The organism is Enterobacter sp. 2VL (genome assembly GCF_005503595.1).
Classification (GTDB): Bacteria; Pseudomonadota; Gammaproteobacteria; order Enterobacterales; family Enterobacteriaceae; genus Enterobacter; species Enterobacter cancerogenus.
Map to the genome: position 1 here is coordinate 389,766 of NZ_SCNE01000004.1, position 22,192 is coordinate 411,957.

A 22,192-nucleotide genomic window follows, 5' to 3' on the forward strand; every position below is an offset into this window, starting at 1 on the left:
TTAGCATTACATTCGCATTACATCGAATTCTGGATAGCGCCTCTCAAAACCGGCTCAAACTCTCCATCGCTACCGCCTTAAACGCCTCAAAGCTCCCGCAGCCGCAGAGTCGCGTCATGGCGCGCTCGCGCAGGAAGGTGACGAAAATGTCGTAGATCGCCATTGCCTCTTCATACTCGCGCTTGCTGATGGCGAGCAGGAAGATGACGTGTGCGGTTTCATCGCCCCACGGGATGCCCTGCGGGGCCAGCACCGTATAGACCACCGTTTTCTGCGCCAGCAGTCCCAGGGAGTGCGGCAGCGCGATACCGTCACCGAGCATGGTGCTGACGATGGCTTCACGCTCAACAACCGAATCCAGAAATTCCGCACCAACGAAGCCTTCGCTTTCAAGCTGGTCACACAGCTCCCGGAACAGCGTTTGCTGGTCAATCGGCGTATCAAGAATGCGAAAATGGGCCGCGTCGAAGTATTTATCCAGCATCCACGGACGGGTGCGGTCCACCAGCACCAGCTTGCCGATTTGCTCCAGCTGGTAGTCCGTCGGGAACGGCGCGATCATCACCACCGGTTTGGACTTTTCACTCACGCGGGCGGTGGAGATCACGAAGTCTTCGCTGATAGCGTCGGCCAGCTCGTACTCGCGCAACGTCAGCGTGCGCGTGACCTCAATCTGCGGGTATTTGCGCTGCAGCACCGCCTCAATCATTCGTACCATCGCGTTACCGGCGTCGCACACCAGAAGCACGCGCGGCTGGCGCTGGTAGCCAATATTGTAGTGACGCTCCAGCCCGACGCCGATATGCAGCACCAGGAAGCCTATTTCGTTTTCGCTGATCACATACGGGGTGTATTTGCCCCAGCTCGACACCGCCGCCAGCGTCATGTCCCAGGCCATCGGGTAGTGCTGCTTGATGTTATCCAGCAACGGGTTAGGGATCATTATCTGATAGCGCACGCGGGTGATCATGGTTTTGATGTGCGTGAGCAGGTCTGCATGCAGCTGCTCGTCGCTCAGCAGATTGTAGTTATAGTGGGTGTTGATATAGCGCAGGATATAGTTGACCAGGGCTTCGTCATCATCGGCGTTGATCGCGCTCGGCGCGATCTCCTGAATCTGCCGCGCCGCAATGTGGACGCACAGCCAGTTCTCCTCGGAAGGGGAAAGCGGCTTGCCCGCGAGCTGCTGGATGGTCACCGCAATATCTTTTGCCGCCTCGCGCACGTTCTCCTCGACATCCTCCGCGTGGAACTCCGGCAGCGGATAACCTTCGCTGATGCGACGCACCGAGACCGCACAGTACAGGCGCAGGAACAGCTCGCCTTCATCGGTCAGGCGGATATGGTGGCGGGTCAGCGCGTCGTGCAGCACCGTGACCATCTGCTCCGGCACGCCAGCGTTGAGCGCCACGTCGGTGACCAGCGGGTTCAGGCTGTCCTGCTGCGCCAGCTCCCACAGCAGGTCGGTCAGGCACGCGCGCGTCGACATCTCGCTGCCAAACAGCTTCATGCCGTGGCGTGGACGGGTCTCCAGCATCAGGTTATAGCGCTGGAAAAGCTCACGCACCTCCACCATGTCGCTTTGCAGCGTGGCGCGGCTGATAAACCACTCATCGGCCAAATCTTCCAGCTTGATTGAAAACGCTGACGTCAGAAAACGCACCACCAGATAGTGCACGCGCTCCGGCCCGGTTCGCGGTATGCGCAGCGCGCGCGGGTGAGAAGCCTGCAGCTGCTGATAACGCGCGGCGTCGTCAATTTTCAGCTGATAGCCATTGCCACGGCTCAGAATAAACTGCGCCCCGTGGCTCGCCAGCAGCGCGTTCAGGGCGGTGATATCAGCACGGACGGTTCGCGTGGAGACCGACAGCCGCTGCGCCAGCTCGTCCTGCGGCAGCGTCTCGTTTTGCAACAGATCGAAAAGTTGCGCTAAACGTTGGTTCGGAAATCGCACGTCGTTGTCCTCTTACTGCTTAGGGTGAAATGACCATCTGGGATGGACTGCCGACCGGCGTATAGTCTGGCTCTGCGCTCAGCTTGCCGTCCTGCGCCACGCGAAAGCGGGTAATGTTGTCGCTGCGCTGGTTCATTACGTACAGCCAGCGCCCTTGTTTATCGAGCGTCAGGGTGCGCGGGTAATCGCCCCGCGTCCAGACGTCGTCCCGGTGCGTCAGCGTGCCGTCCGCTGTTACGGTAAAGTGCCCGATGCTGTTATGCAAACGATTAGCCACATACAGCTGCTTGCCGTCCGCGCTCAGCGCCAGCCCGGCGGCAAAGCTGGTGCCTTTATACCCCGCGGGCAGGGCGGAGACCGTTTTGCCCTCTTTCAATCGGCCTGCGTTGTCCAGCGTATAATGGGTCAGCGTCGAAGCTTCTTCGTTAATCAGCCACAGGGCATCGCCCTTCGGCGTGAAGACGAAGTGTCGTGGCCCGGCACCTTTTGAAGAGGCGCTGATGAACGGCGGATCGTTCGGGGTAAGTTTTCCGGATCGTTCGTCAAAGCGATACTGATAGATCCGATCCAGCCCCAGATCGGTAGAAAACACGTACTTCCCGCTCAGATCGGCGGCGATCATGTGCGCATGCGGGCCGTTATGATCGCTCATCGCGAAGCTGCCTTCCGCTGCCGCCTCGGGTTTGGCCGCTCCCGGTTCCCCGCGATCCTGATGGGTATCCGTGGCCTCACCCAGGCTGCCGTCCACCTTAACCGGTAAAACAGCGATTGAGCCGCTCACGTAATTCGCCACCAGCAGATGCTGACCGTTCGGCGTCAGGGAGAGATAGACCGGCCCCGCACCGCCGGAGGTCACCTGATTTAACTCGCTCAGCTCGCCGTTCTCACCGATGCGCAGCGCCTGCACTACGCCCTGCTCCACCTCGCTTGCCAGATACAGCGTTTTACCGTCGTGTGAGACGGTCAGCTGCGCGGCGTTCGGCAGCTTGCTCACCAGCGTTTTGTTCGCGAGCGCACCGGTTTGTGGGTCGAGGGTAAAGCGGTACAGCCCTTCACCGTTCGGGTTGTAGGTTCCCACCCAGGCGTACTGCGTCTGGGCGATGGCGGTGGTAGCGAGTAACGAGAGTGAAGCGACGAGCAGGTTGCGGGTGTGCATGGTGGCTCCTTTGGTTTTGTGCGGTGTGTTTCCCCTCACCCCGGCCCTCTCCCAAAGGGAGAGGGGGGAAAAGTTCCCTCTCCCTTTGGGAGAGGGTTAGGGTGAGGGAGAGAGACTACTTAACCAGCTTCTTCGTCATCTCCAGCAGCGTGCGCACATCTTCCGGGCGCGTATCGCCGCTGGCTTTATCGATAATAGAACTGTAAATATGCGGTATGATCTTGCTCACGCCCGCGTCCAGAGCAATCTGCAGGATCTCTTCAAAGTTTTCCAGATCGATACCACCGGTTGGCTCGAGCCAGAAGTCGTGACGGGCGCAGGCTTGCGCCACCGCGGTGTACTCATCGCGGCACTTCAGCCCCCCCATCGGGAAGTATTTGATGGAGCTGCCGCCGAAATCTTTCAGCAGGGCAATGGCGGTTTCGACCGGGACGATCCCATCCGGTGCCGCGCTGCTCAGCGGGCCGGTGGAGATCTTGACCATGCCGACGGTGCCGGTTGGCGAGACCAGGCCGTTCACCACGGACTCGCTCTGCCCCAGCAGCGCACGGCTGGCGGCGACGCCGGTAAAGACCTGATTAACGTGCTGCGGCTGCACCTGACGGGAGATTTCGCTCACCATTGCAGACTGGTTCGGATCGCCCGCGCCCAGCCCCACGGAAAGCGCGTTATCGATAAGCGCGGCGTACTCGCGCATGTCGGCGACCGCGCTGTCTACGTCCGGATAATTTTTGGAGAGCACGCCCACCAGCACGTGGCCTTCCGCCGCCTCGTAGATGGCGCTGGCGTTGGCTTTGGAGCCTGCCAGCACGTTGAGGCACACGCGGTCACGGTAAAAATTGGGGGTCAGTTTCATGCGTTTTTCTCCTGTCCTAATACTTCGCTAATGCGGCGGTACACAATATTCAGCTGGTCAGCATTCACGCTGCGCACGTCCGCCTCGATAATCCCTTCGTTGGCCTTGTAACCACGGAAGTAGATGGCGTATTCACCCTGTTTGAGCTTATTCACCAGGTCACCGGTACCAACGCCGGTGGTGGCTTCGTCAAACTTAATCTCGGTGCGGGCGATATCGCGACCGGCGCTGTCCCAGACCACGCGCGCCGTGACGCCGTTCAGGGTGTTAAGCGCATCGATAAACGGCGTCATCTTCGCCGCCATCTCCGCCCCGCTCTCTTTGGTCGCCGTCAGGTAGTGTTCGATGGCGCAGGTCAGGCCGAGGATCCCCTCCTTGCCCACCTTCATGGCGCGGCCAATGCCCGCCGTCTGACGTTTCACCCACTCGACGTACTGGGTTTTGCCGATCACCAGGCCGCTGGTCGGGCCTTCAATGGCTTTCGCGCCGCTGTAGATCACCAGGTCCGCGCCGGAGCGATAGTAAGCGTGCAGATCTTCTTCCGCTGCGGCATCAACGATCAGCGGCAGATCGTGCTTACGGGCGACAACCGCCGCCTGCTCGACGCTGAGCATGCTTTTTTGCACGCAGTGGTGTGATTTGATGTAGAGGATCGCCGCAGTGCGCGGGGTGATCGCCGCCGCCAGCTGATCGGCAGAGCATTCGTTCGCGTAGCCAGCCTCCACCAGCTTGCCGCCGCCCAGCGCCACCATGGTGCCAACCGGCGCGCCAAAGTTGACGTTGTGCCCTTTCGGCAGGACGATTTCGTTGTTCTCAATCGGGGTGACGTGCAGGTTTTCCAGCAGCCAGTCGCTGTCTTTGACCAGGACCGCCGCCACGGATTGCGCAATACCCGCCGAGGCGCAGGAAACCACCGTCGCGCCTTCCACGTCCAGCAGCTTCGCGATGTACTCCCCGGTTTTGTTGACCAGATCTTTCATCTCGAAGTAGTGGTTCATGCCGTCCATTGCCGCCTGCACCACTTCCGGGCGCGGCGTGGAGACACCCAGCGCCGTCATGCGGCCAGAGGTGTTGATAACCTGCTTTAAATTGTACTTCTCATAAATCGAAGGCATGTTCCGTGCTCCCTTGTTCGGTCATGTAGCCCTTGCCCGCGCGGATGGCGGCAAGCGGCACCAGAATGTGTTCAGCCTGCAGGCTGTCGTTTTCAGCATCCACCAGCAGCGTTGGCTGGCGTTTAAGGGTGAAGAGCGTCAGATCGGCGTCGAGACCCGGCTCAATCCGCCCTTTGTGCGTCAGGCGCAGGCCGTCGGCCGCATTGGCGGTCACGCAGGCGATCACCTGCGGCAGCGACATGCCGATGGCGAGGAATTTCGACATCACGCTCGCCAGTGAGCCTACCGGGCCGTTGATGCGGTTGCGGCAGTAGATATCCGAGCTGATGGTGTGCGGCAGAATGCCCATCGCGATGGCGCGTTTCGCCACTTCAAAGCTAAAGCTCGCCGTGCCGTGGCCGACGTCGAGTCGCACGCCGCGCTTCAGGGCGGCGGTGATGGACGCGCGCAGCTCGCCGGAGGGCGTCAGAATGCGGTTCGGCTTGCCGTTGTAGCAGTGAGTAATGATGTCGCCGCTGCTCAGCAGCTCGGCAATTTCATCGAGGTTCGGCGGGTTGTTGCCGATGTGTACCATCAGCGGCAGATCGCCGTTCTCTTTCTGAATGGCTTTCGCGCGCACCAGTGGCGTAATGCCGTTTTCACCCACCACGCTGCTGCTCATGCGCGCTTTCAGACCAACGATAAAATCAGGGTAGCGCGCTACCGCCTGCTTCACCGCCTCGGCGTCGATATTCGCCATATTGGCGAGTTCATTTTGGGCGATCAGCCCAACGCGAGAGATGTTCAGTAGGGCAAAGACCTCGGTTGAGGCCTTGCGGGTAATCTCGTAGAAATCGTCAACGTCGTCGGCCCCGGTACTGCCCGCGTCTACCACGGAGGTGACGCCGGTGGCAATGCCGACGCTGTCCGGCTCGTCGTGGTAAATCGGGGAGTTCGGGTAGCAGTGAACGTGAGAATCGATCCAGCCGGCGCTGACAAACACATCGCCGTTCAGCTCGACCGTTTTACGTGCGGGAGCGTCAATTTCGCCCAGCGCCGCGATTTTCCCGTCCTGAATGGCGATATCGGTCAGGGTATCGTCGGTAAGGCGCGCACGGCGCAGGAGTAAATCAAACATAGGGATCTCCTGATAAGGCGGGCGCATCAGCGCCCGCAGGTATTAAAGGGCGACCGGGAACAGCCAGCCCAACAGCATCGCACCGAGGATGGCGCCGCCGGTAATCGGCTTCTGCCAGATGTAAAACAGCAGTGCGCCCAGCAGTGAACCCACGCCAATCGGAATGGAGGCGGTCATGGCGCTGAGGATGATCAAGGGTCCGAGGAAGCGGCCAGAGGCGTTACCCGCGCCCATCATCACGTCTGCGCCGTAGGTGGAGTTGCTCTGGTTGATGGTGAACTTACGCGCCAGAATGATGATGTAGCCAATCGCCAGGCCAATCACCAGACCGGTTATCAGCGCGGCAATAAAGTTGGTCACCGGGAACATAATTCCCGCGCCCAGCAGCAGCGCCGGTACACCAAGGCCTACGCCGGTCTGGATCGCCCCGCCGATATCCAGAATACCGACCAGCGACCCTTCAATAATGCGCGCGAACAGGAAGCTGGCGCCAAACGCGGCGACCGCGCCGTACACGCCGGTGTCCATTCCCGCTTTCAGCATCGCCACGAAGGCTACTTCGTTAAACGCGCCGATGCCGTACAGGTAGTACATGTGTGTCCCGGCGAACACGCCGGAGGAGAGCAGGCCAACGAAGATCGGGAACGACCAGTCGGCATACCAAAAACCTTTATTCTGTTCCATATCGAGGCTCCTGTTATTTACCGCTGAGCGAGTTGTGGATCATGTCGAGCCAGTTCGGCACGGTCAGATGGAAGGATTCGATCATCTTCATGTCGAAGCCGCGGAAGAAGCCGCTCAGTACGAACAGCAGAACGATAGCCGCCATCATCACTTTAGTGACGTGGTTCCAGCCGCTCTCTTCAACGCCTTTACCAATCAGGATACCCAGCACCAGACCCGGTACGGCGTTACCCATGATCAGCTGCGCCGCGCCGCCAAACACGGTAGCCCAGAAGCCGGATTTTTTACCCGCATCAATAGCCGCCAGCCAGAAGATCACCGGCATCACGGTATTCACCAGCAGGTTGGCCGCAGGGACCAGCACCTTCACGGCGGTGACCTGAAGCGCGGCGGGAACGGAAGAGGCGGTAAGGTTAAGGAAGGTCACGACGAGCATGCCGATCACGCCGCAGGCAATCGCCATTTTGCGTGGGTCGTGCAGCGTTTCGCCGACGTTACGGTTTTTGATCATCAGCGCCGCGGCACCCCAGTTAGGGATGATGCGGTGGTCAACGTCCTGTGTGAAGGCACCTGCTGCCACCGAAGAGGCCCAGGCGTTAAAGAAGAAACCTAATCCAAAGGAGAAGTGAGAAGCCGGATCCCCTTCACAGGAGTTCAGTTCCCCCAACGTACGAAACGCGCCCATACCCTGAGTGGTAGGCGCATGAAACATGCGTGCAGCCCCGGCGCCAACACCGACGCCAACCAGGCCGCCAATGATGAGCGATTTTATTAAAATAATTAAGAACATCAGTCTGCCCTTTTATCAATAATCAGCGTTGCGTGACGAAATCCACCTGGTCAAGGTTGATGGCGGTCACGTTGACGGTCACATCCAGCTCCACGCTGTAGGTGCGTCTTTCCCGGCGCAGAAAGAAGAACAGAAAGGCTTCTTTACGCACCGCTTCTTGCGCCTGAACGACCTGCACATCCTGTGGCTCAATACGCAGTAAGATATGCGGTGAGGCTTTCATCACCGCGGCCTGAACCTGGTTGAGCGCATCGGCAAAGGCGCGCGCCTTAGCGTCGCCTTTGCCCTTCACTCTCACCGTTGTCGTGAACTGTTCTTTCATGCTTACGCGCCGTGCTTCTTCTGCCACGCCTGGACCAGACGCTCGCCCAGCTCTTCTTTATCCATAAAGCCAAAGCCCAGCACGTTGCAGCCTTCGTTAATGGCGGTCACGCCCTCGTCCACGGAACGCATGCCGTATTTCGCTTTGTAGCCATATTTGGTTTGTGCGGTGATAGCCCCCGCGCCGCCGCTGCCGCAGAAGGAGATGCCGAAGGTCGCGTTTTCCGCCTTCATCACGTCACCCAGCTTCATGTCCGCTGCCATGCCTGGCACGACAACCGCGCGGCCACCCGCTTTTTCCACACCCGCAGCCACTTTCTGTCCTTTGCCCAGGCGGTCGCCAATCACAACGGTAATTTGTTCCATGGTATTTCTCCTTAAAGGTTGTCTTTCGCGACTTCAAAGTGAACGGAGAGCAGCCAGGCTTCTTCATCAGGAAGATTGCCAAACTGCGCTACCACTTCACGGGCAAGCCGCATTGAATCGGGTGAAATTTCGTCGAACAGCTCCGCTTCAACCTCCGGCAGCGGCTCGCCGGTCACGGACCGGTGCGCCATCGCGCGGACGTGGGAGGTCAGCATCTGCTCCTGTACTGCATTCGGGATGATGTCGTGCCGGGCCAGCAGGGCGTAGACCTGCTGCAGCATGGTGTTGGCGAGCTGCTCTGTTTGCACCGCCTGTTCCCCAACGTCGTTCATTACCGCTCCGTTAATCACTGGTCTTACCCCGTTAATGGCTCTGGAACCAAACTAACGCCGGGGAGGAATTGTTTGTAGCGAGTTGTTTTCCACTTCGAAGTGGAAAGGCGAGCAGCGGCAGTGATCTGTGCCACATAAATGCGGTGAATCTGAATAAACCGCTGTATTTACGTGATGAATATCACGTATTCAGGCGGTCAAATGCGGGCAGAGGAAACGAAAACGTTCAGGGGCGGTGAGGCAAAAATGTGATGGTGATAGGGTTTACTTATCACCGCGCATAAAAAACGGGGGCCATTGGCCCCCGCTGCTTGTCTGTCGGATGCGCGATCGGTTAACGGTATTTCTTGTGGTACGTGTTGCGTGTCGCCACAAACCCATCGGCTGCCGCTTTGGCTTCCTTCACTTTGCCTTCGTTCGCCAGCTTCAGCGCGCCGTCAATCTGGCCCACCAGCACGTCAAACCCGTGGCGGAAGTCCTTCATTTCGGGGCTGTCAGGGGCTTTATTTTCCAGCTTAGGCGGTGTGGCTTTTTGGGCATCCAGTGCCGCTTCACGCATGTTGGTCAGTGCGTCTTTCATCTCAGACGCATTGTCCGTTTTCTGCACGACCTTCAGGTTTTGGCTGAGGATGTCCATGTTGTCTTCAAGATCGGCGGCAAACGCAGAAGAACCAAGAACCAGCGTTGACGCGGCGACGATTGCTAACAGGTGTTTACGCATTGCTCACTTCCTTTTTTATTATTTACTCAGGCGACATCTATTGGCCCGCAATTTTCATCTCGGGCAGAAGCACTGAACCACACTGAATATTGCTACGTGTTTCAATATCGTTACCGACCGTAACGATGTTGCGCCACATCTCCTTCAGGTTGCCGGCGATGGTAATTTCGCTCACCGGATACTGAATTTCACCGTTTTCGACCCAGAAGCCCGCCGCACCGCGCGAATAGTCGCCGGTAATGCCGCTGACGCCCTGGCCCATCAACTCGGTGACCACCAGACCGGTGCCCATCTCTTTCAGCATCTGCTCAAAGTTCAGGCCCTGTCCGGCGATGCGCCAGTTATGGATGCCGCCCGCGTGACCGGTGCTTTTCAGCCCCAGCTTGCGCGCGGAGTAGTTGGTGAGCAACCACTGGGTCAGAACACCGTCTTTAATAATGTCGCGACGCTCGGTGCGCACGCCTTCGCTGTCGAACGGCGTAGAGGCCAACCCTTTCAGCAGGTGCGGATGCTCTTCAATGGTCAGCCACTCCGGCAGGATCTGCTTGCCCAGCGAGTCGAGCAGGAAAGTGGATTTACGGTAAACCGAGCCGCCGGCAATCGCGCCCACCAGATGACCAAACAGGCCGGTCGCCACTTCATTGGCAAAAATGACCGGGGCTTTCATGGTGGAGAGCTTACGAGGAGACAGACGCGACAACGTGCGCTGGGCGCACTCGGCCCCTACCCACTCAGGCGACTGCAAATCGCCCAGTGCGCGGCCAATCGTGTAGGCGTAATCCCGCTCCATATCGCCGTTTTCTTCTGCAATCACGCAGCTGGAGAGCGAGTGACGGGTCGAGCAGTAGCCCTGCAGCATGCCGTGGCTGTTGCCAAAAACTTTAATACCGTAGTGGCTGTTAAAGCTGCCGCCTTCGGTATTGGTAATGCGCTTATCGGCCTGCAGGGAGGCCTGCTCGGCGCGCGCGGCCATCTCGATCGCCTCATCAGGGGTAACGTCGGCCGGGTGGAAAAGATCGAGGTCCGGGGCGTCGAACGCCAGCAGCTCTTTATCCGCCACGCCCGCGTAAGGATCCGGCGAGGTGTAGCGCGCGATATCCAGCGCCGCCTGCACCGTACGGGCGATGGCATCCGGGCTGAGATCGGTGGATGACGCGCTGCCTTTGCGATTCTGGTGATAGACCGTGATTCCCAATGCGCCGTCGCTGTTGAATTCTACATTCTCCACTTCGCCATAGCGGGTGCTCACGCTGATGCCGGTGGTTTTGCTGACCGCCACTTCGGCGCCATCTGATTTACCTGAAGCGAGCGTCAACGCGGTGGAGACGGCTTCTTCCAGAATCTTACGCTGCGCTTCAACTTGTGAGGTTACTTTCATCGCAAATGCCATACTGTAAGAGAGAGTTAATTGAAGTCTAACAGAGAACCGTTTTTCAGTGCGCGTCTTAACTGGTAACATTAGCCTCTTTTTTTAAGGAGCCTGACATGACTAAGCAGCCCGAAGACTGGCTCGACGACGTTCCCGGTGATGACATCGAAGACGAAGATGATGAGATCATCTGGGTCAGTAAAAGTGAAATTAAACGTGACGCCGAAGAGTTAAAACAGCTTGGCGCGGAACTGGTAGAACTGGGTAAAAACGCGCTGGATAAGATCCCGCTCGACCAGGATCTGCGTGACGCCATTGAACTGGCACAGAAAATCAAAAAAGAGGGCCGTCGCCGCCAGCTTCAGCTGATTGGTAAAATGCTGCGTCAGCGCGATGTCGATCCTATTCGTCAGGCGCTGGATAAGCTCAAGAACCGTCATAACCAGCAGGTTGCGTTGTTCCATAAGCTGGAGCAAATCCGCGACCGTCTGATTGAACAGGGCGATGACGCGGTAGCCGAAGTGCTGAACCTGTGGCCGGATGCCGACCGCCAGCAGCTGCGTTCGTTGATCCGCAACGCGAAGAAAGAGAAAGAAGGGAATAAGCCGCCGAAGTCCGCGCGCCTGATTTTCCAGTATCTGCGCGAGCTGGCCGAGAACGAAGAGTAATCTGTTCCCCTCACCCCGGCCCTCTCCCAAAGGGAGAGGGAGAAGAGAAGAAACGTAGGCCCGGTAAGCGCAAGCGCCACCGGGCTTTTTTTACGCGTCGATGGCCGCTTCCGCTTTCTTAGCCAAACCATCGAGCAGCTTCTGATGGATCCCACCGAAACCGCCGTTGCTCATCACCAGAATGTGATCGCCCGGCTGTGCCGCTTTCACCACCATATCCGCCAGCACATCTACGTCCGCGCTCCAGTGCGCAGGCTGAATGCAGGCGTCGGCCACTTCCGCGACCTGCCACGGAATATGCTGCGGCTGCAACAGGAAGACCTCATCGGCGCGGCCTAACGACGGCGCGAGATCGTCTTTGCAGATCCCCATCTTCATGGTGTTAGAGCGCGGTTCCAGCACCGCCAGAATGCGCGCGGTACCGCCGACCTTGCCGCGCAGGGCTGCCAGTGTCGCCAGAATGGCGGTTGGGTGATGCGCGAAGTCATCGTATACCGTCACGCCATGCGCTTCACCGCGCAGCTCCAGACGACGGCGGGCGTTGATAAACGTGCCCAGCGCCTTCGCCGCATCCGCAGGCACAACGCCGACGTGACGCGCCGCGGCAATCGCCATCAGGCCGTTGTGCATGTTGTGCTCACCGACCAGGCCCCACTTCACTTCACCCACTTTTTCGCCGTCGAGCAGCACATCCCACTCGGAGGCATCAGCGTTACGTTTTTTCGCCTGCCAGTGGCCCTGCTCGCCCACCAGCTCCTGCTCGCTCCAGCAGCCCATCGCCATCGTCTGTTTCAGGTTAATGTCGTTCTCCGGCAGGATGATACGGCCCTGCCCCGGCACGATGCGTACCAGGTGGTGGAACTGCTTCTGAATGGCTTTCAGGTCGTCGAAAATATCGGCGTGGTCGAATTCAAGGTTGTTGAGGATCAGCGTGCGCGGGCAGTAGTGCACGAACTTGGAGCGTTTATCAAAGAACGCGCAGTCATACTCATCGGCTTCAATGACAAAGAACGGGCTGTCGCCCAGGCGCGCAGAGACGTCGAAGTTCCCCGGCACGCCGCCAATCACGAAGCCCGGCTTGTAGCCGCAGGCTTCGAGGATCCAGGTCGCCATCCCGGCGGTGGTGGTTTTACCGTGCGTCCCGGCCACGGCGACGACCCAGCGGTCGCGCAGCACAAAATCATGCAGCCACTGCGGGCCAGACATGAACGGTATATTGCGTTCCAGCACCGCTTCAACACACGGATTACCCCGGGTCATGGCATTGCCAATGATGACGAGATCCGGCTGCGGCTCTAACTGACTGGCATCATATCCCTGAATAAGGGAGATCCCCTCTTTCTCCAGAAGCGTGCTCATCGGCGGATACACATTGGCGTCCGAACCCGTCACTTCGTGGCCCTGCGCGCGCGCCAGCAATGCCAGGCCGCCCATGAAAGTGCCACAAATCCCCAAAATATGAATGCGCATACGTCACTATCCTTCTTCAATGTGGCGCACATTTTACTCACATGTCAGCGGGTGTGAAACGCATTTCAGGTAAATCCGTATTTTGCTGGCGCGATTCACCTCTGCGCTACTATTTGAATATTTGTTAAGATTGTTGGGCTTTAGTCGTTTTAGTGAACATACGATCGCTCTACTCACATAAGATGCAGGGAAAGTGTTATGAAAACGTTAGGTGAATTTATTGTCGAAAAGCAGCACGAGTTCTCTCATGCTACGGGTGAACTGACTGCTTTGCTGTCGGCAATAAAGCTGGGCGCTAAGATCATCCACCGCGATATCAACAAGGCCGGTCTGGTCGATATCCTGGGTGCCAGCGGTGCCGAGAACGTTCAGGGCGAGGTTCAGCAGAAACTTGACCTGTTCGCAAATGAAAAACTGAAAGCTGCACTGCGCGCGCGCGACATCGTTGCGGGTATCGCCTCCGAAGAAGAAGATGAAATCGTCGTTTTCGAAGGATGCGAGCACGCAAAATACGTTGTTCTGATGGACCCGCTCGATGGCTCCTCTAACATCGACGTTAACGTCTCTGTGGGTACCATTTTCTCCATTTACCGCCGCGTCACGCCTGTTGGCACGCCGGTAACGGAAGAAGACTTCCTGCAACCGGGCAGCCAGCAGGTGGCCGCGGGTTACGTGGTGTATGGCTCCTCAACCATGCTGGTGTACACCACCGGCTGTGGCGTTCATGCGTTCACCTACGATCCGTCACTGGGCGTGTTCTGCCTGTGTCAGGAGCGTATGCGCTTCCCGGAGAAAGGCAGCACCTACTCCATCAACGAAGGCAACTACATCAAGTTCCCGAACGGCGTGAAAAAGTACATCAAGTTCTGCCAGGAAGAAGATAAAGCCACCCAGCGCCCGTATACCTCACGTTATATCGGCTCTCTGGTCGCGGACTTCCACCGCAACCTGCTGAAGGGCGGGATCTATCTCTACCCAAGCACCGCCAGCCACCCCGACGGCAAACTGCGCCTGCTGTACGAATGCAACCCGATGGCGTTCCTGGCCGAGCAGGCGGGCGGCAAGGCGAGCGACGGTAAGCAACGCATTCTGGACATCGTGCCGGAAAGCCTGCACCAGCGCCGCTCGTTCTTCGTCGGCAACAACCATATGGTTGAAGACGTTGAGCGGATGATCCGCGAATACCCGGACGCATAACGCACGCAATAGGGGGAGCTGCTCTGGCTCCCCTTTTTATTTATATCGTTAACCGTATAAATGAATATAAAAATGGCGCTTTAATCCGCATCCTCGCTCCTGCATTATTTTCATAACAGTTTATGAAATATTCCCTGGAGCATACCGGTGATGAAAAACTATTCCCGAGCCTGTACCGGCATCGATTTAAATCTTATTCCTGTCTTTATTGAGGTGGTTCGCTGTAAAAGCCTGGCGAAGGCGTCTGTACGTCTGGCGATGTCGCGCCCGGCGGTGAGCCTGGCGTTAAAGCGTTTCACGCAGCTCTTTAGTGAGCCGCTCTTTATTCGTAAAGGGCTGTATCTTGAACCCACCGAAAAAGCGCTGGCGTTAACCACCACGCTGGAAATATTAATGGGCGGCATTCACGATAATATTGGCGCGATTAATTCAGCGACAATATAAACCCTGGCGCAAGCGCCAGGGTGGAGGTCTGTTTTCAGGCCGTTTGTGCCGTCAGCTTAAAGGACGCCATCGCAGCCAATAATTCGCGCGACTGTTCTTCCAGCGAGCGCGTCGCAGCAGAGGATTGCTGGACCAGCGCCGCATTTTGCTGCGCGGTTTCGTCCATCTGATTGACCGCAATATTGACCTGCTCAATACCGCGACTCTGTTCATGAGACGCTGTCGCGATTTCACGCATCAGTTTGGTCATACGCAGCACTTCGGTGGCGATCTCATCCATCGTTTCCCCCGCCTGCTGCGCCAACTCGCTCCCTTCATTCACGTGGGTTTGCGAATCGCTGATAAGCGCGCGGATCTCTTTAGCGGCATCGGCGCTTCGGCTGGCCAGATTTCGCACTTCGCCCGCGACCACCGCAAACCCCCGCCCCTGCTCGCCCGCACGCGCCGCCTCAACGGAGGCGTTTAGCGCCAGAATGTTGGTCTGGAACGCGATGCCGTCGATCACGCTCAGGATGTCAGCAATACGCGCCGAGCTGCCGGAGATGTCACGCATCTTCTCAATCACATAGCAGACCATTTCACTGCCGTGATCGGCGGTGTCGGAGACAGTTTTCGCCAGCTGGTGCGCCTGTTCCGCATTGTCTGCGTTGAGTTTCACCGTCGCGGTAATCTCCTCCATGCTGGCCGCCGTCTGCTCCAGCGACGTGGCGGTCGATTCCGTGCGCTGGGCGAGGTTGATGTTGCCCGCCGTAAGCTCGCGGCTGCCGGTATCGATCTGCGAACTGGCATCGCGCACGCGCAGCACCGAGCCCATCAACGACTGGCGCATCTCCTCGATGGCCGCATTTAAGCGGTTAAACTCCTGGCTTGCCGGGGCGTTGAGCACATGCGTCAGGTCGCCCGCCGCCACATGCTCCAGTTGAGCAATAGAGGCCGACAGCGGCTTAAGCAGCATATGGCGCAGAACCAGCCAGGCCAGCACGATAATGCCCGCCGTCAGCAGCGCCGCCACCACGATCAGGATCATCACCCGGGTTTTACTCGCCTGCACGGCGTTCACTTCGGCTTTGCCCCGCGCGTCGCTCCACGCCTGAAACGCCTGCATATCGTTATCAAACCGCTTCGCCACCGGCACCAGGGCGTTCTCCAGCAGATCGTAGTAGCCATCCGCGCTCTGGTCGTTCAGGGCTTTCAGCATCGGGTTGATCCCCTGCTGATTATAGGCCGCAAGGCTCGCCGCGACCTTGTCCAGCAGTTGTTGCCCCTGCGTATCCGCCACGCCGCCATCAATAACGGCTTTCAGCGTTTTCTGGGCCTGGATGACTTCCTGTTGAATGTTCTTCACCGCGTTTGCCGCGTCGTCGAGCATGCCGATTTCCATCATGCGTACGGCCTGGCCCGCTTCATTGCGCGCGCGCAGGATCAGCGTGTAACCCGAATTAAGCTGCACCATCTGTTCACCCTGAAGGTGGTTGATGCGCTGGAGTGAAGAAGAGCTCTGTGTTAGGGCATAAATGCCAATGCCGCTGACAATCAGCAGCAGAAGGGTCATAACGGCCAGTAAAGAAAGCAAGCCGGTACGAATCGATAGCGTTTTAAGCATGATATTATTTCCGGTAGCGAGATATTTCTGGGCATAAAATAAGGGTATCGGCCGCTACCGGAAAATGTTTAGTCTTTAAGCAAATTCAGTGTGTTATCACTTTGTTGTCGACACGTTTACGCGTGTTACCGGCGAGCTTTGGCGGTTCTCCCAAAGTACCGTCAGGCCGCGCTGCAGGGCGATAAAGATAAACAGCAGAATGCCGATGGCAATCTTCGTCCACCATGAGCTTAGCGTGCCGTCAAAGTTGATATAGGTTTGAATCAGCCCCTGGATCGCCACGCCAAACAGCGTGCCGAGCACCGTGCCCACGCCGCCGCTGAGCAGCGTACCGCCAATCACCACCGATGCGATCGCATCCAGTTCTACCCCCACCCCCGCCAGCGCGTAGCCTGCCTGGGTATAAATCGAGAATACGATCCCGGCCAGCGTCGCCAGCCCGGTAGAGAGCATGTAAATGCGGATCGTCGTGCTGCGCGTGGAGATCCCCATCAGGTTCGCCGAGGTGGCGCTACCGCCAATGGCATACACCTGATTACCAAAGCGGGTACGGTGCGCAAGGAAGATCCCAATCACCACCACGCCCAGCATCAGCAGCCCCATCGCGCTCAGCCGCCCGCCGCCGGGAATTTTCCACGCCAGGCTGGAGAGCGTGTCGTAAACAGGATGGTTAATCGGAATCGACTCCTCCGACACCAGATAGCTTACGCCGCGCAGGAAGAACATCCCGGCGAGAGTAATGATGAACGCCGGGATTTTGAGCGCGTCGATCAGCAGCCCCATAAACGCGCCGAACGCGCAGCCCATCACCAGCACCAGCGGGAAAGCCAGCAGCGGTGAGATCCCCCAGAAGCCAATCGCTTTGGCGAGGAACACGCCGGTAAAGGCGATCACCGAGCCAACGGAGAGATCGATCCCGCCGGAGAGGATCACAAAGGTCATTCCGACGGCAATAATGCCTAAAAAGGCGTTATCGGTCAGGATATTGCAGATCACCCGCGTGGAGGCGAAGCCGGGGAATTGCGTCAGGCAGTAGAGATAGCCCAGCACAAACACGCCCAGCGTAATCATCAACGGTAAATTACGTTTTATCATGGCCCCGGATCCCCTTAATGATGCTGACGAAGCGCGGCGACTGAACGATCAGCACGCAAAGCACGACCACCGCTTTCACCACCTGGTTTAGCTCAGGCTGGAAACCGGAGAGCAGGATCCCGGTATTCATCCCCTGAATAATCAGCGCGCCCGTTACCGAGAGCAGCAGGTTAAAACGCCCGCCCATCAGCGAACCGCCGCCGATAACGACCGCGAGGATCGCATCCAGCTCCAGCCATAGCCCGGCGTTGTTGGCATCGGCTCCGCGAATATCCGCCGCGACGATCACCCCGGCAATGGCGGCACACACACCGCTTAGCACGTAGGTCAGCATCACCATCAGCCGCGTATTCACCCCGGCGTTTTTCGCCGCGCGAATGTTGATTCCCACGGCTTCAATGAACATGCCGAGCGCCGTTTTGCGGGTAAAGAGCCAGAACACGATCAGCGTCACCAGGGCAATAATCACCGGCATCGGGAAGTAGAGAAAATTGCCGCTGCCGATCCACGCCAGGCTCGGCGAGTCAAAGGTGACAATCTGCCCGGAGGTAATCAGCTGCGCCACGCCGCGTCCGGCAACCATTAAAATCAGGGTGGCAACAAACGGCTGTATTTTCAGCACGGCGACCAGAATGCCGTTCCACAGCCCGGCCAGTACCCCAGCACCCAGCGCGGCAAGCAGCACCATCGGCAGGCCGTGGCCGGCAACGGTCATCGACGCGGCCGTCGCGCCGGCAATGGCCATCACGGCCCCCACGGAGAGGTCGATCCCGCCGGTGGCAATCACCAGCGTCATGCCAATCGCCAGCAGCGCCACCGGGGCGGCGCGGTTTAAAATATCAATCGGGCTGCCAAACAGGCGGCCATCCTGCACGATTATCTGGAAGAAATGCGGCGCAACCAGGCTGTCCACCAGCAGAACCAGCAGCAGCGCGATGATTTGCGGCGTGCCGGTTGGCCAGGTGAAGCGGCGCTTTGTCTCGCCGGTGTGCGAAAGTGAACGGGACATCACGATTAACTCCTTATGCCGCAATGGCGTTCATGATTGCCGGAACGGAGAGCTTATCCAGCGGGATCTCAGCGACCTGCTTGCGATCGCGCATGATAATGACCCGATCGGCATAGCCCACCAGCTCCTCCAGCTCAGACGAAATCACCAGCAGCGCCAGCCCGTCGGCGCAGAGCGTTTCAATCAGCCGGATAATTTCGGCGTGCGCGCCCACGTCGATACCGCGCGTCGGCTCGTCGAGGATCAGGAACTGCGGTTTGGTCAGCAGCCAGCGTGACAGCAGCACCTTCTGCTGGTTACCGCCCGAGAGAAATTCAATGGGCTGCTCCGCGCTCGGGGTGCGGATGCCGAGCTGGCGGATAAAGCGTTCAGCAATGGCGTTTTGCTCTCTACGCGGGATCGGCCTGAGCCAGCCGCGCTGCGCCTGCAGGGCGAGAATGATGTTTTCGCGCACCGAGGCGGCGGCAATAATGCCGTCCGTTTTGCGGTCTTCCGGGCAGAAACCGACGCCCAGACACGACGCCTGATGCGGCGATCGCAGGGTTTGCGGTTTGCCTTTGATCAGCGCGCTGCCGCTGTCGGCAGGCTTGATCCCGAAGATCACCTCGGCGGTTTCGGTGCGGCCCGATCCTAACAGCCCCGCCAGACCGACGATCTCGCCGGGGCGTACCTGCAGATCGAACGGCGCAATCACCCCTTTTTTGCCGAAACCGCTAAACGCAGCGACCGGTTTATCGCTGAGAAGCGTACGGCCCGCACGCTGCAGCGCGTTGGTCTCCAGTTCGCGGCCCAGCATCATTTTGACCAGCTCAATCTGCGGCAGCTCGCGGGTTTCGCGGCAGCCGACAAAGCTGCCGTTACGCAGAACGGTAATGCGATCGCTGACGTCATACACCTGATCGAGGAAGTGGGTGACGAAGATCAGGCTCACCCCCCGATCGCGCAGCTGGCGCATCAGGGTGAACAACATTTCCACTTCCTGGGTGTCGAGACTGGCGGTCGGCTCATCGAGGATCAGCACTTTTGCCGACAGATCGATGGCGCGGCAAATAGCCACGATCTGCTGCATCGCCACGGAAAAACGGTTCAGCGGTTCGCGAACGTCGAGCGAGAAGCCATAAGACGCCATCAGCGCCGTGGCCCGCGCTTCCATCTCTTTACGGCGCAGCAGGCCGAAGCGCCTGGGTTCCCGGCCAATAAACAGGTTGTCCGCCACCGACATATTCGGCAGCAGGTTCACTTCCTGATACACCGTGCCAATCCCCAGCTGTTGGGCATGGGCGGTATTTTTCGGCGAAATGACGTTGCCCTCCAGCCAGAGGGTGCCGCGATCGGCGTGATAGACGCCGGTCAGCGCCTTAATCAGGGTGGATTTTCCCGCGCCGTTTTCGCCGAGCAACGCCATGATTTCGCCGCGACGCAGGCTGAAATCGACGTTATCCAGCGCTTTTACGCCGGGAAAGAATTTGCTTAAGCCCTCTGTGCGGAGGATTTCCTGATGGTGTTCGGTGGTCATGGTTCCCCCTGCATCAAGCCGGATGGCGCTACGCTTATCCGGCCAACAAAAAAGCGTAGCGTAGGCCGGGTTAGCGCAGCGCCACCCGGCAATTTTACTGGCTTAGTAACCCATATTTTTCTTCTTCTCTAACTCTTCTTTCGCCGTGTCCGGCAGGTAGAGCGTCGATTTAGTAATGGTCAGCTGTTCAGGCTTAGTGCCGTCTTTTTTGAATTTCTCCAGCGCGTCGAATGCCGGGCCGGCCATGTTAGGGGTCAGCTCGACGCTGGCGTTCGCTTCGCCATCCATCATCGCTTTATAGATATCCGGCACGCCGTCGATAGAGCCAGTGAGAATATCTTTGCCCGGCTTGAGGCCCGCTTCTTTAATCGCCTGGATCGCACCGATCACCATGTCATCGTTATGGGCGTAAACCATGCAGATGTTTTTGCCGTTGTTTTCCGCCTTGATAAAGCTCTCCATCACCTCTTTACCTTTGCTGCGGGTAAAGTCGCCGGACTGGGAACGGATAATCTTAATGTTTGGCGCCTTAGCGATGGCCTCGGCAAAGCCTTTCTTACGGTCGATGGCCACGCTTGCGCCGACGGTGCCCTGCAGCTCAACGACGTTGCAGGGTTTGCCGTCAACCTGCTTCACCAGCCAGTCGCCGATCAATTTGCCTTCCAGCACGTTGTCAGCCGTCACGGTGGTCATATAGAGAGATTTGTCTTTTACATCGATGGAACGATCGAGCAGGAAGACCGGAATTTCAGCGTCTTTCGCTTCTTTCAGTACCGGCTCCCAGCCTGTCGCGACCACCGGGGCAATGAAGATGGCATCTACGCCCTGAGCGATGAAGGAGCGTACCGCTTTGATTTGGTTCTCTTGTTTTTGCTGGCCGTCGGCAATTTTCAGCGTGATACCGCGTTTTTCGGCCTCGCTTTTCGCCACGCTGGTCTCCGCGGCGCGCCAGCCGGATTCAGAGCCGACCTGCGAAAATCCTACGGTTAAGGGTGCAGCCATCGCCATAGACGACATGGCTGCCGAAACTGCTGTGACAAGAAGTAAGCGCTTCCACATATGAACGTCCTCGTAGGGTGTTTATTGTTGGTTAAAAGATGTTCTGCGAAAAAACTATAGCCAATGCGAGATGTAACGGATTGCGTTACATCACACTTCAGAAAAGTGAATAAAACGTTAATCACAACTTTGTAATCGCTTTCATTTCGGCATTTAAAATGCGGCTGAGTTTATGGATTTTCCTGTCATGGAAAGGGTCTGAAAAGTGGGCTTGCGGGGCAGAGAAGGCGAAAACAGGCGGAGACATTCAGCGCCAGTTGGCTATAATACCTGCCACTTGTTTACCATCCATTTTAAAGGACACAGACATGAGCTTACTCAACGTCCCTGCGGGTAAAGAACTGCCAGAAGACATCTACGTTGTTATCGAAATCCCGGCCAACGCAGATCCTATCAAATACGAAATCGACAAAGACACCGGTGCCCTGTTCGTAGACCGTTTCATGTCTACCGCGATGTTCTATCCGTGCAACTACGGTTACATCAACCACACCCTGTCCCTGGACGGCGACCCGGTTGACGTGCTGGTCCCAACGCCATACCCACTGCAGCCAGGCGCAGTCATTCGCTGCCGTCCAGTTGGCGTGCTGAAAATGACCGACGAAGCGGGCGAAGATGCCAAACTGGTTGCGGTCCCGCATACCAAGCTGAGCAAAGAGTACGATCACATTAAAGATGTGAACGACCTGCCAGAGCTGCTGAAAGCGCAGATCACTCACTTCTTCGAGCACTACAAAGACCTCGAAAAAGGCAAATGGGTTAAAGTTGACGGTTGGGACAACGCTGAAGCGGCTAAAGCAGAAATCGTTGCGTCCTTCGAGCGTGCGGCTAAGAAGTAATTCTTACTGCCGATTGCTGAAAGCCCCGCGAGCCGGGGCTTTTTTATGGCTGGAGAGTGTCGCCCGGCGGCGCTACGCTTGCACGGTCCTGAAATGAACATGCAGGCCGGGTCATCCGGCAAAAGGCGCAAAAAACAACGCCACCTTGCGGTGGCGTTGTTTTTCTCAGTACTGGTCTCTGTCTAACCAGTTACCGCTTTCAATCAGCGTTAACCCTTCGACCGAACGTTGGTACACGTACATCCATGCACTCCCGTACGGCGTCTGGATCAACTGGCGAGCGTATTCACCGCCCCTGGTGCGCAAGGCATCAAGTTCGGCTAACGTGGCATTATCAATACGATAAATCTCACCCTGTACCGTTCCGTTTCCCGGAACCGCGCCTGGATAGTGGCCCAGACTGTACAACTGGTAGTTCTCGATATTGTAATTTCCCAGCAGCAGGGCGTTGGTCATCCAGTGACTGTTGCCTTGCTTGGTGCGTAAACTGCCGTAAACAAATATTCGCATT

23 protein-coding genes are annotated in these 22,192 nt (G+C 57.8%); 4 read left to right on the top strand and 19 right to left on the bottom strand.

The annotated features are described in order from the left end of the window. Positions 1-43 precede the first annotated feature (43 nt). The 12 genes from FFS28_RS12640 to pmbA form a co-directional block, all read right to left on the bottom strand. Positions 44-1,954, bottom strand: coding sequence for a BglG family transcription antiterminator (locus tag FFS28_RS12640; RefSeq protein ID WP_137849711.1), 1,911 nt, complete (start codon positions 1,952-1,954; stop codon positions 44-46). A 19-nt stretch (positions 1,955-1,973) separates the two neighbouring features. Beyond that, positions 1,974-3,110 (bottom strand): lactonase family protein, encoded by a 1,137-nt coding sequence (locus FFS28_RS12645; protein ID WP_137849712.1) that lies wholly within the window; start codon positions 3,108-3,110, stop codon positions 1,974-1,976. A 115-nt stretch (positions 3,111-3,225) separates the two neighbouring features. Then, complete coding sequence (dagF, locus tag FFS28_RS12650) at positions 3,226-3,966, bottom strand: 2-dehydro-3-deoxy-phosphogluconate aldolase (RefSeq protein WP_137849713.1); 741 nt, start codon at positions 3,964-3,966, stop codon at positions 3,226-3,228. Then, positions 3,963-5,081 (bottom strand): DgaE family pyridoxal phosphate-dependent ammonia lyase, encoded by a 1,119-nt coding sequence (locus FFS28_RS12655; RefSeq protein WP_137849714.1) that lies wholly within the window; start codon positions 5,079-5,081, stop codon positions 3,963-3,965. Before FFS28_RS12655 ends, dagF begins: the two co-directional genes overlap by 4 nt. Beyond that, positions 5,065-6,198, bottom strand: coding sequence for an amidohydrolase/deacetylase family metallohydrolase (locus FFS28_RS12660; protein ID WP_137849715.1), 1,134 nt, complete (start codon positions 6,196-6,198; stop codon positions 5,065-5,067). The genes FFS28_RS12655 and FFS28_RS12660 overlap by 17 nt, the downstream gene beginning before the upstream one ends. 42 nt (positions 6,199-6,240) lie before the next feature. Further along, complete coding sequence (locus FFS28_RS12665) at positions 6,241-6,882, bottom strand: DUF4310 family protein (protein ID WP_137849716.1); 642 nt, start codon at positions 6,880-6,882, stop codon at positions 6,241-6,243. A gap of 13 nt (positions 6,883-6,895) precedes the next feature. Beyond that, a complete protein-coding gene (locus FFS28_RS12670) occupies positions 6,896-7,672 on the bottom strand; it encodes a DUF4311 domain-containing protein (protein ID WP_006179055.1) in 777 nt (258 codons plus the stop codon). A gap of 22 nt (positions 7,673-7,694) precedes the next feature. Next, entirely contained in the window at positions 7,695-7,994 is a 300-nt protein-coding gene (locus tag FFS28_RS12675) for a DUF4312 family protein (RefSeq protein WP_006179054.1), read from the bottom strand. Between the two features lie 2 nt (positions 7,995-7,996). Further along, positions 7,997-8,359, bottom strand: a complete 363-nt coding sequence (locus tag FFS28_RS12680) for an SFCGS family glycine-rich protein (RefSeq protein WP_006179053.1) — start codon at positions 8,357-8,359, stop codon at positions 7,997-7,999. Positions 8,360-8,370: 11 nt separating this feature from the next. Then, positions 8,371-8,709, bottom strand: coding sequence for a glycine dehydrogenase (locus tag FFS28_RS12685; RefSeq protein WP_088208733.1), 339 nt, complete (start codon positions 8,707-8,709; stop codon positions 8,371-8,373). Positions 8,710-9,025: 316 nt separating this feature from the next. Further along, a complete protein-coding gene (cybC, locus tag FFS28_RS12690) occupies positions 9,026-9,412 on the bottom strand; it encodes a cytochrome b562 (RefSeq protein WP_006179050.1) in 387 nt (128 codons plus the stop codon). A gap of 37 nt (positions 9,413-9,449) precedes the next feature. Beyond that, positions 9,450-10,802 (bottom strand): metalloprotease PmbA, encoded by a 1,353-nt coding sequence (gene pmbA, locus FFS28_RS12695; protein WP_006179049.1) that lies wholly within the window; start codon positions 10,800-10,802, stop codon positions 9,450-9,452. 95 nt (positions 10,803-10,897) lie between these two features. On the opposite strand from pmbA, the gene yjgA reads away from it, so the two are divergent. After that, complete coding sequence (gene yjgA, locus FFS28_RS12700) at positions 10,898-11,449, top strand: ribosome biogenesis factor YjgA (RefSeq protein ID WP_006179048.1); 552 nt, start codon at positions 10,898-10,900, stop codon at positions 11,447-11,449. 90 nt (positions 11,450-11,539) lie between these two features. Here yjgA and mpl read toward each other — a convergent pair whose 3' ends face one another. Continuing rightward, positions 11,540-12,919 (bottom strand): UDP-N-acetylmuramate:L-alanyl-gamma-D-glutamyl-meso-diaminopimelate ligase, encoded by a 1,380-nt coding sequence (mpl, locus tag FFS28_RS12705; RefSeq protein WP_006179047.1) that lies wholly within the window; start codon positions 12,917-12,919, stop codon positions 11,540-11,542. Between the two features lie 198 nt (positions 12,920-13,117). Here mpl and fbp point away from each other — a divergent pair, with 198 nt between their 5' ends. Beyond that, entirely contained in the window at positions 13,118-14,116 is a 999-nt protein-coding gene (gene fbp, locus FFS28_RS12710) for a class 1 fructose-bisphosphatase (RefSeq protein WP_006179046.1), read from the top strand. 150 nt (positions 14,117-14,266) lie between these two features. Beyond that, complete coding sequence (locus FFS28_RS12715; protein ID WP_137849768.1) at positions 14,267-14,560, top strand: helix-turn-helix domain-containing protein; 294 nt, start codon at positions 14,267-14,269, stop codon at positions 14,558-14,560. Between the two features lie 34 nt (positions 14,561-14,594). Here the strand turns inward: FFS28_RS12715 and FFS28_RS12720 are convergent, their stop codons facing one another. The 5 genes from FFS28_RS12720 to ytfQ all read right to left on the bottom strand — a co-directional run bounded on the left by FFS28_RS12720 (position 14,595) and on the right by ytfQ (position 20,842). Beyond that, complete coding sequence (locus FFS28_RS12720; protein WP_137849717.1) at positions 14,595-16,163, bottom strand: methyl-accepting chemotaxis protein; 1,569 nt, start codon at positions 16,161-16,163, stop codon at positions 14,595-14,597. Between the two features lie 96 nt (positions 16,164-16,259). Beyond that, positions 16,260-17,258 (bottom strand): galactofuranose ABC transporter, permease protein YjfF, encoded by a 999-nt coding sequence (yjfF, locus tag FFS28_RS12725; RefSeq protein WP_042322562.1) that lies wholly within the window; start codon positions 17,256-17,258, stop codon positions 16,260-16,262. Beyond that, positions 17,245-18,270, bottom strand: coding sequence for a galactofuranose ABC transporter, ATP-binding protein YtfT (gene ytfT / locus FFS28_RS12730; RefSeq protein ID WP_161975916.1), 1,026 nt, complete (start codon positions 18,268-18,270; stop codon positions 17,245-17,247). Before ytfT ends, yjfF begins: the two co-directional genes overlap by 14 nt. A gap of 10 nt (positions 18,271-18,280) precedes the next feature. Next, positions 18,281-19,783: a galactofuranose ABC transporter, ATP-binding protein YtfR gene (ytfR, locus tag FFS28_RS12735; protein ID WP_006179041.1), complete on the bottom strand. Its 1,503-nt coding sequence runs from the start codon at positions 19,781-19,783 to the stop codon at positions 18,281-18,283. A 102-nt stretch (positions 19,784-19,885) separates the two neighbouring features. Next, complete coding sequence (gene ytfQ, locus FFS28_RS12740; protein ID WP_006179039.1) at positions 19,886-20,842, bottom strand: galactofuranose ABC transporter substrate-binding protein YtfQ; 957 nt, start codon at positions 20,840-20,842, stop codon at positions 19,886-19,888. Positions 20,843-21,150: 308 nt separating this feature from the next. Between ytfQ and ppa the strand changes: the two genes are divergently transcribed. Next, entirely contained in the window at positions 21,151-21,681 is a 531-nt protein-coding gene (gene ppa / locus FFS28_RS12745) for an inorganic diphosphatase (protein ID WP_042322557.1), read from the top strand. Positions 21,682-21,846: 165 nt separating this feature from the next. Here ppa and FFS28_RS12750 read toward each other — a convergent pair whose 3' ends face one another. Next, a complete protein-coding gene (locus FFS28_RS12750; RefSeq protein WP_137849718.1) occupies positions 21,847-22,191 on the bottom strand; it encodes a gamma-glutamylcyclotransferase family protein in 345 nt (114 codons plus the stop codon). Position 22,192: the final 1 nt, after the last annotated feature.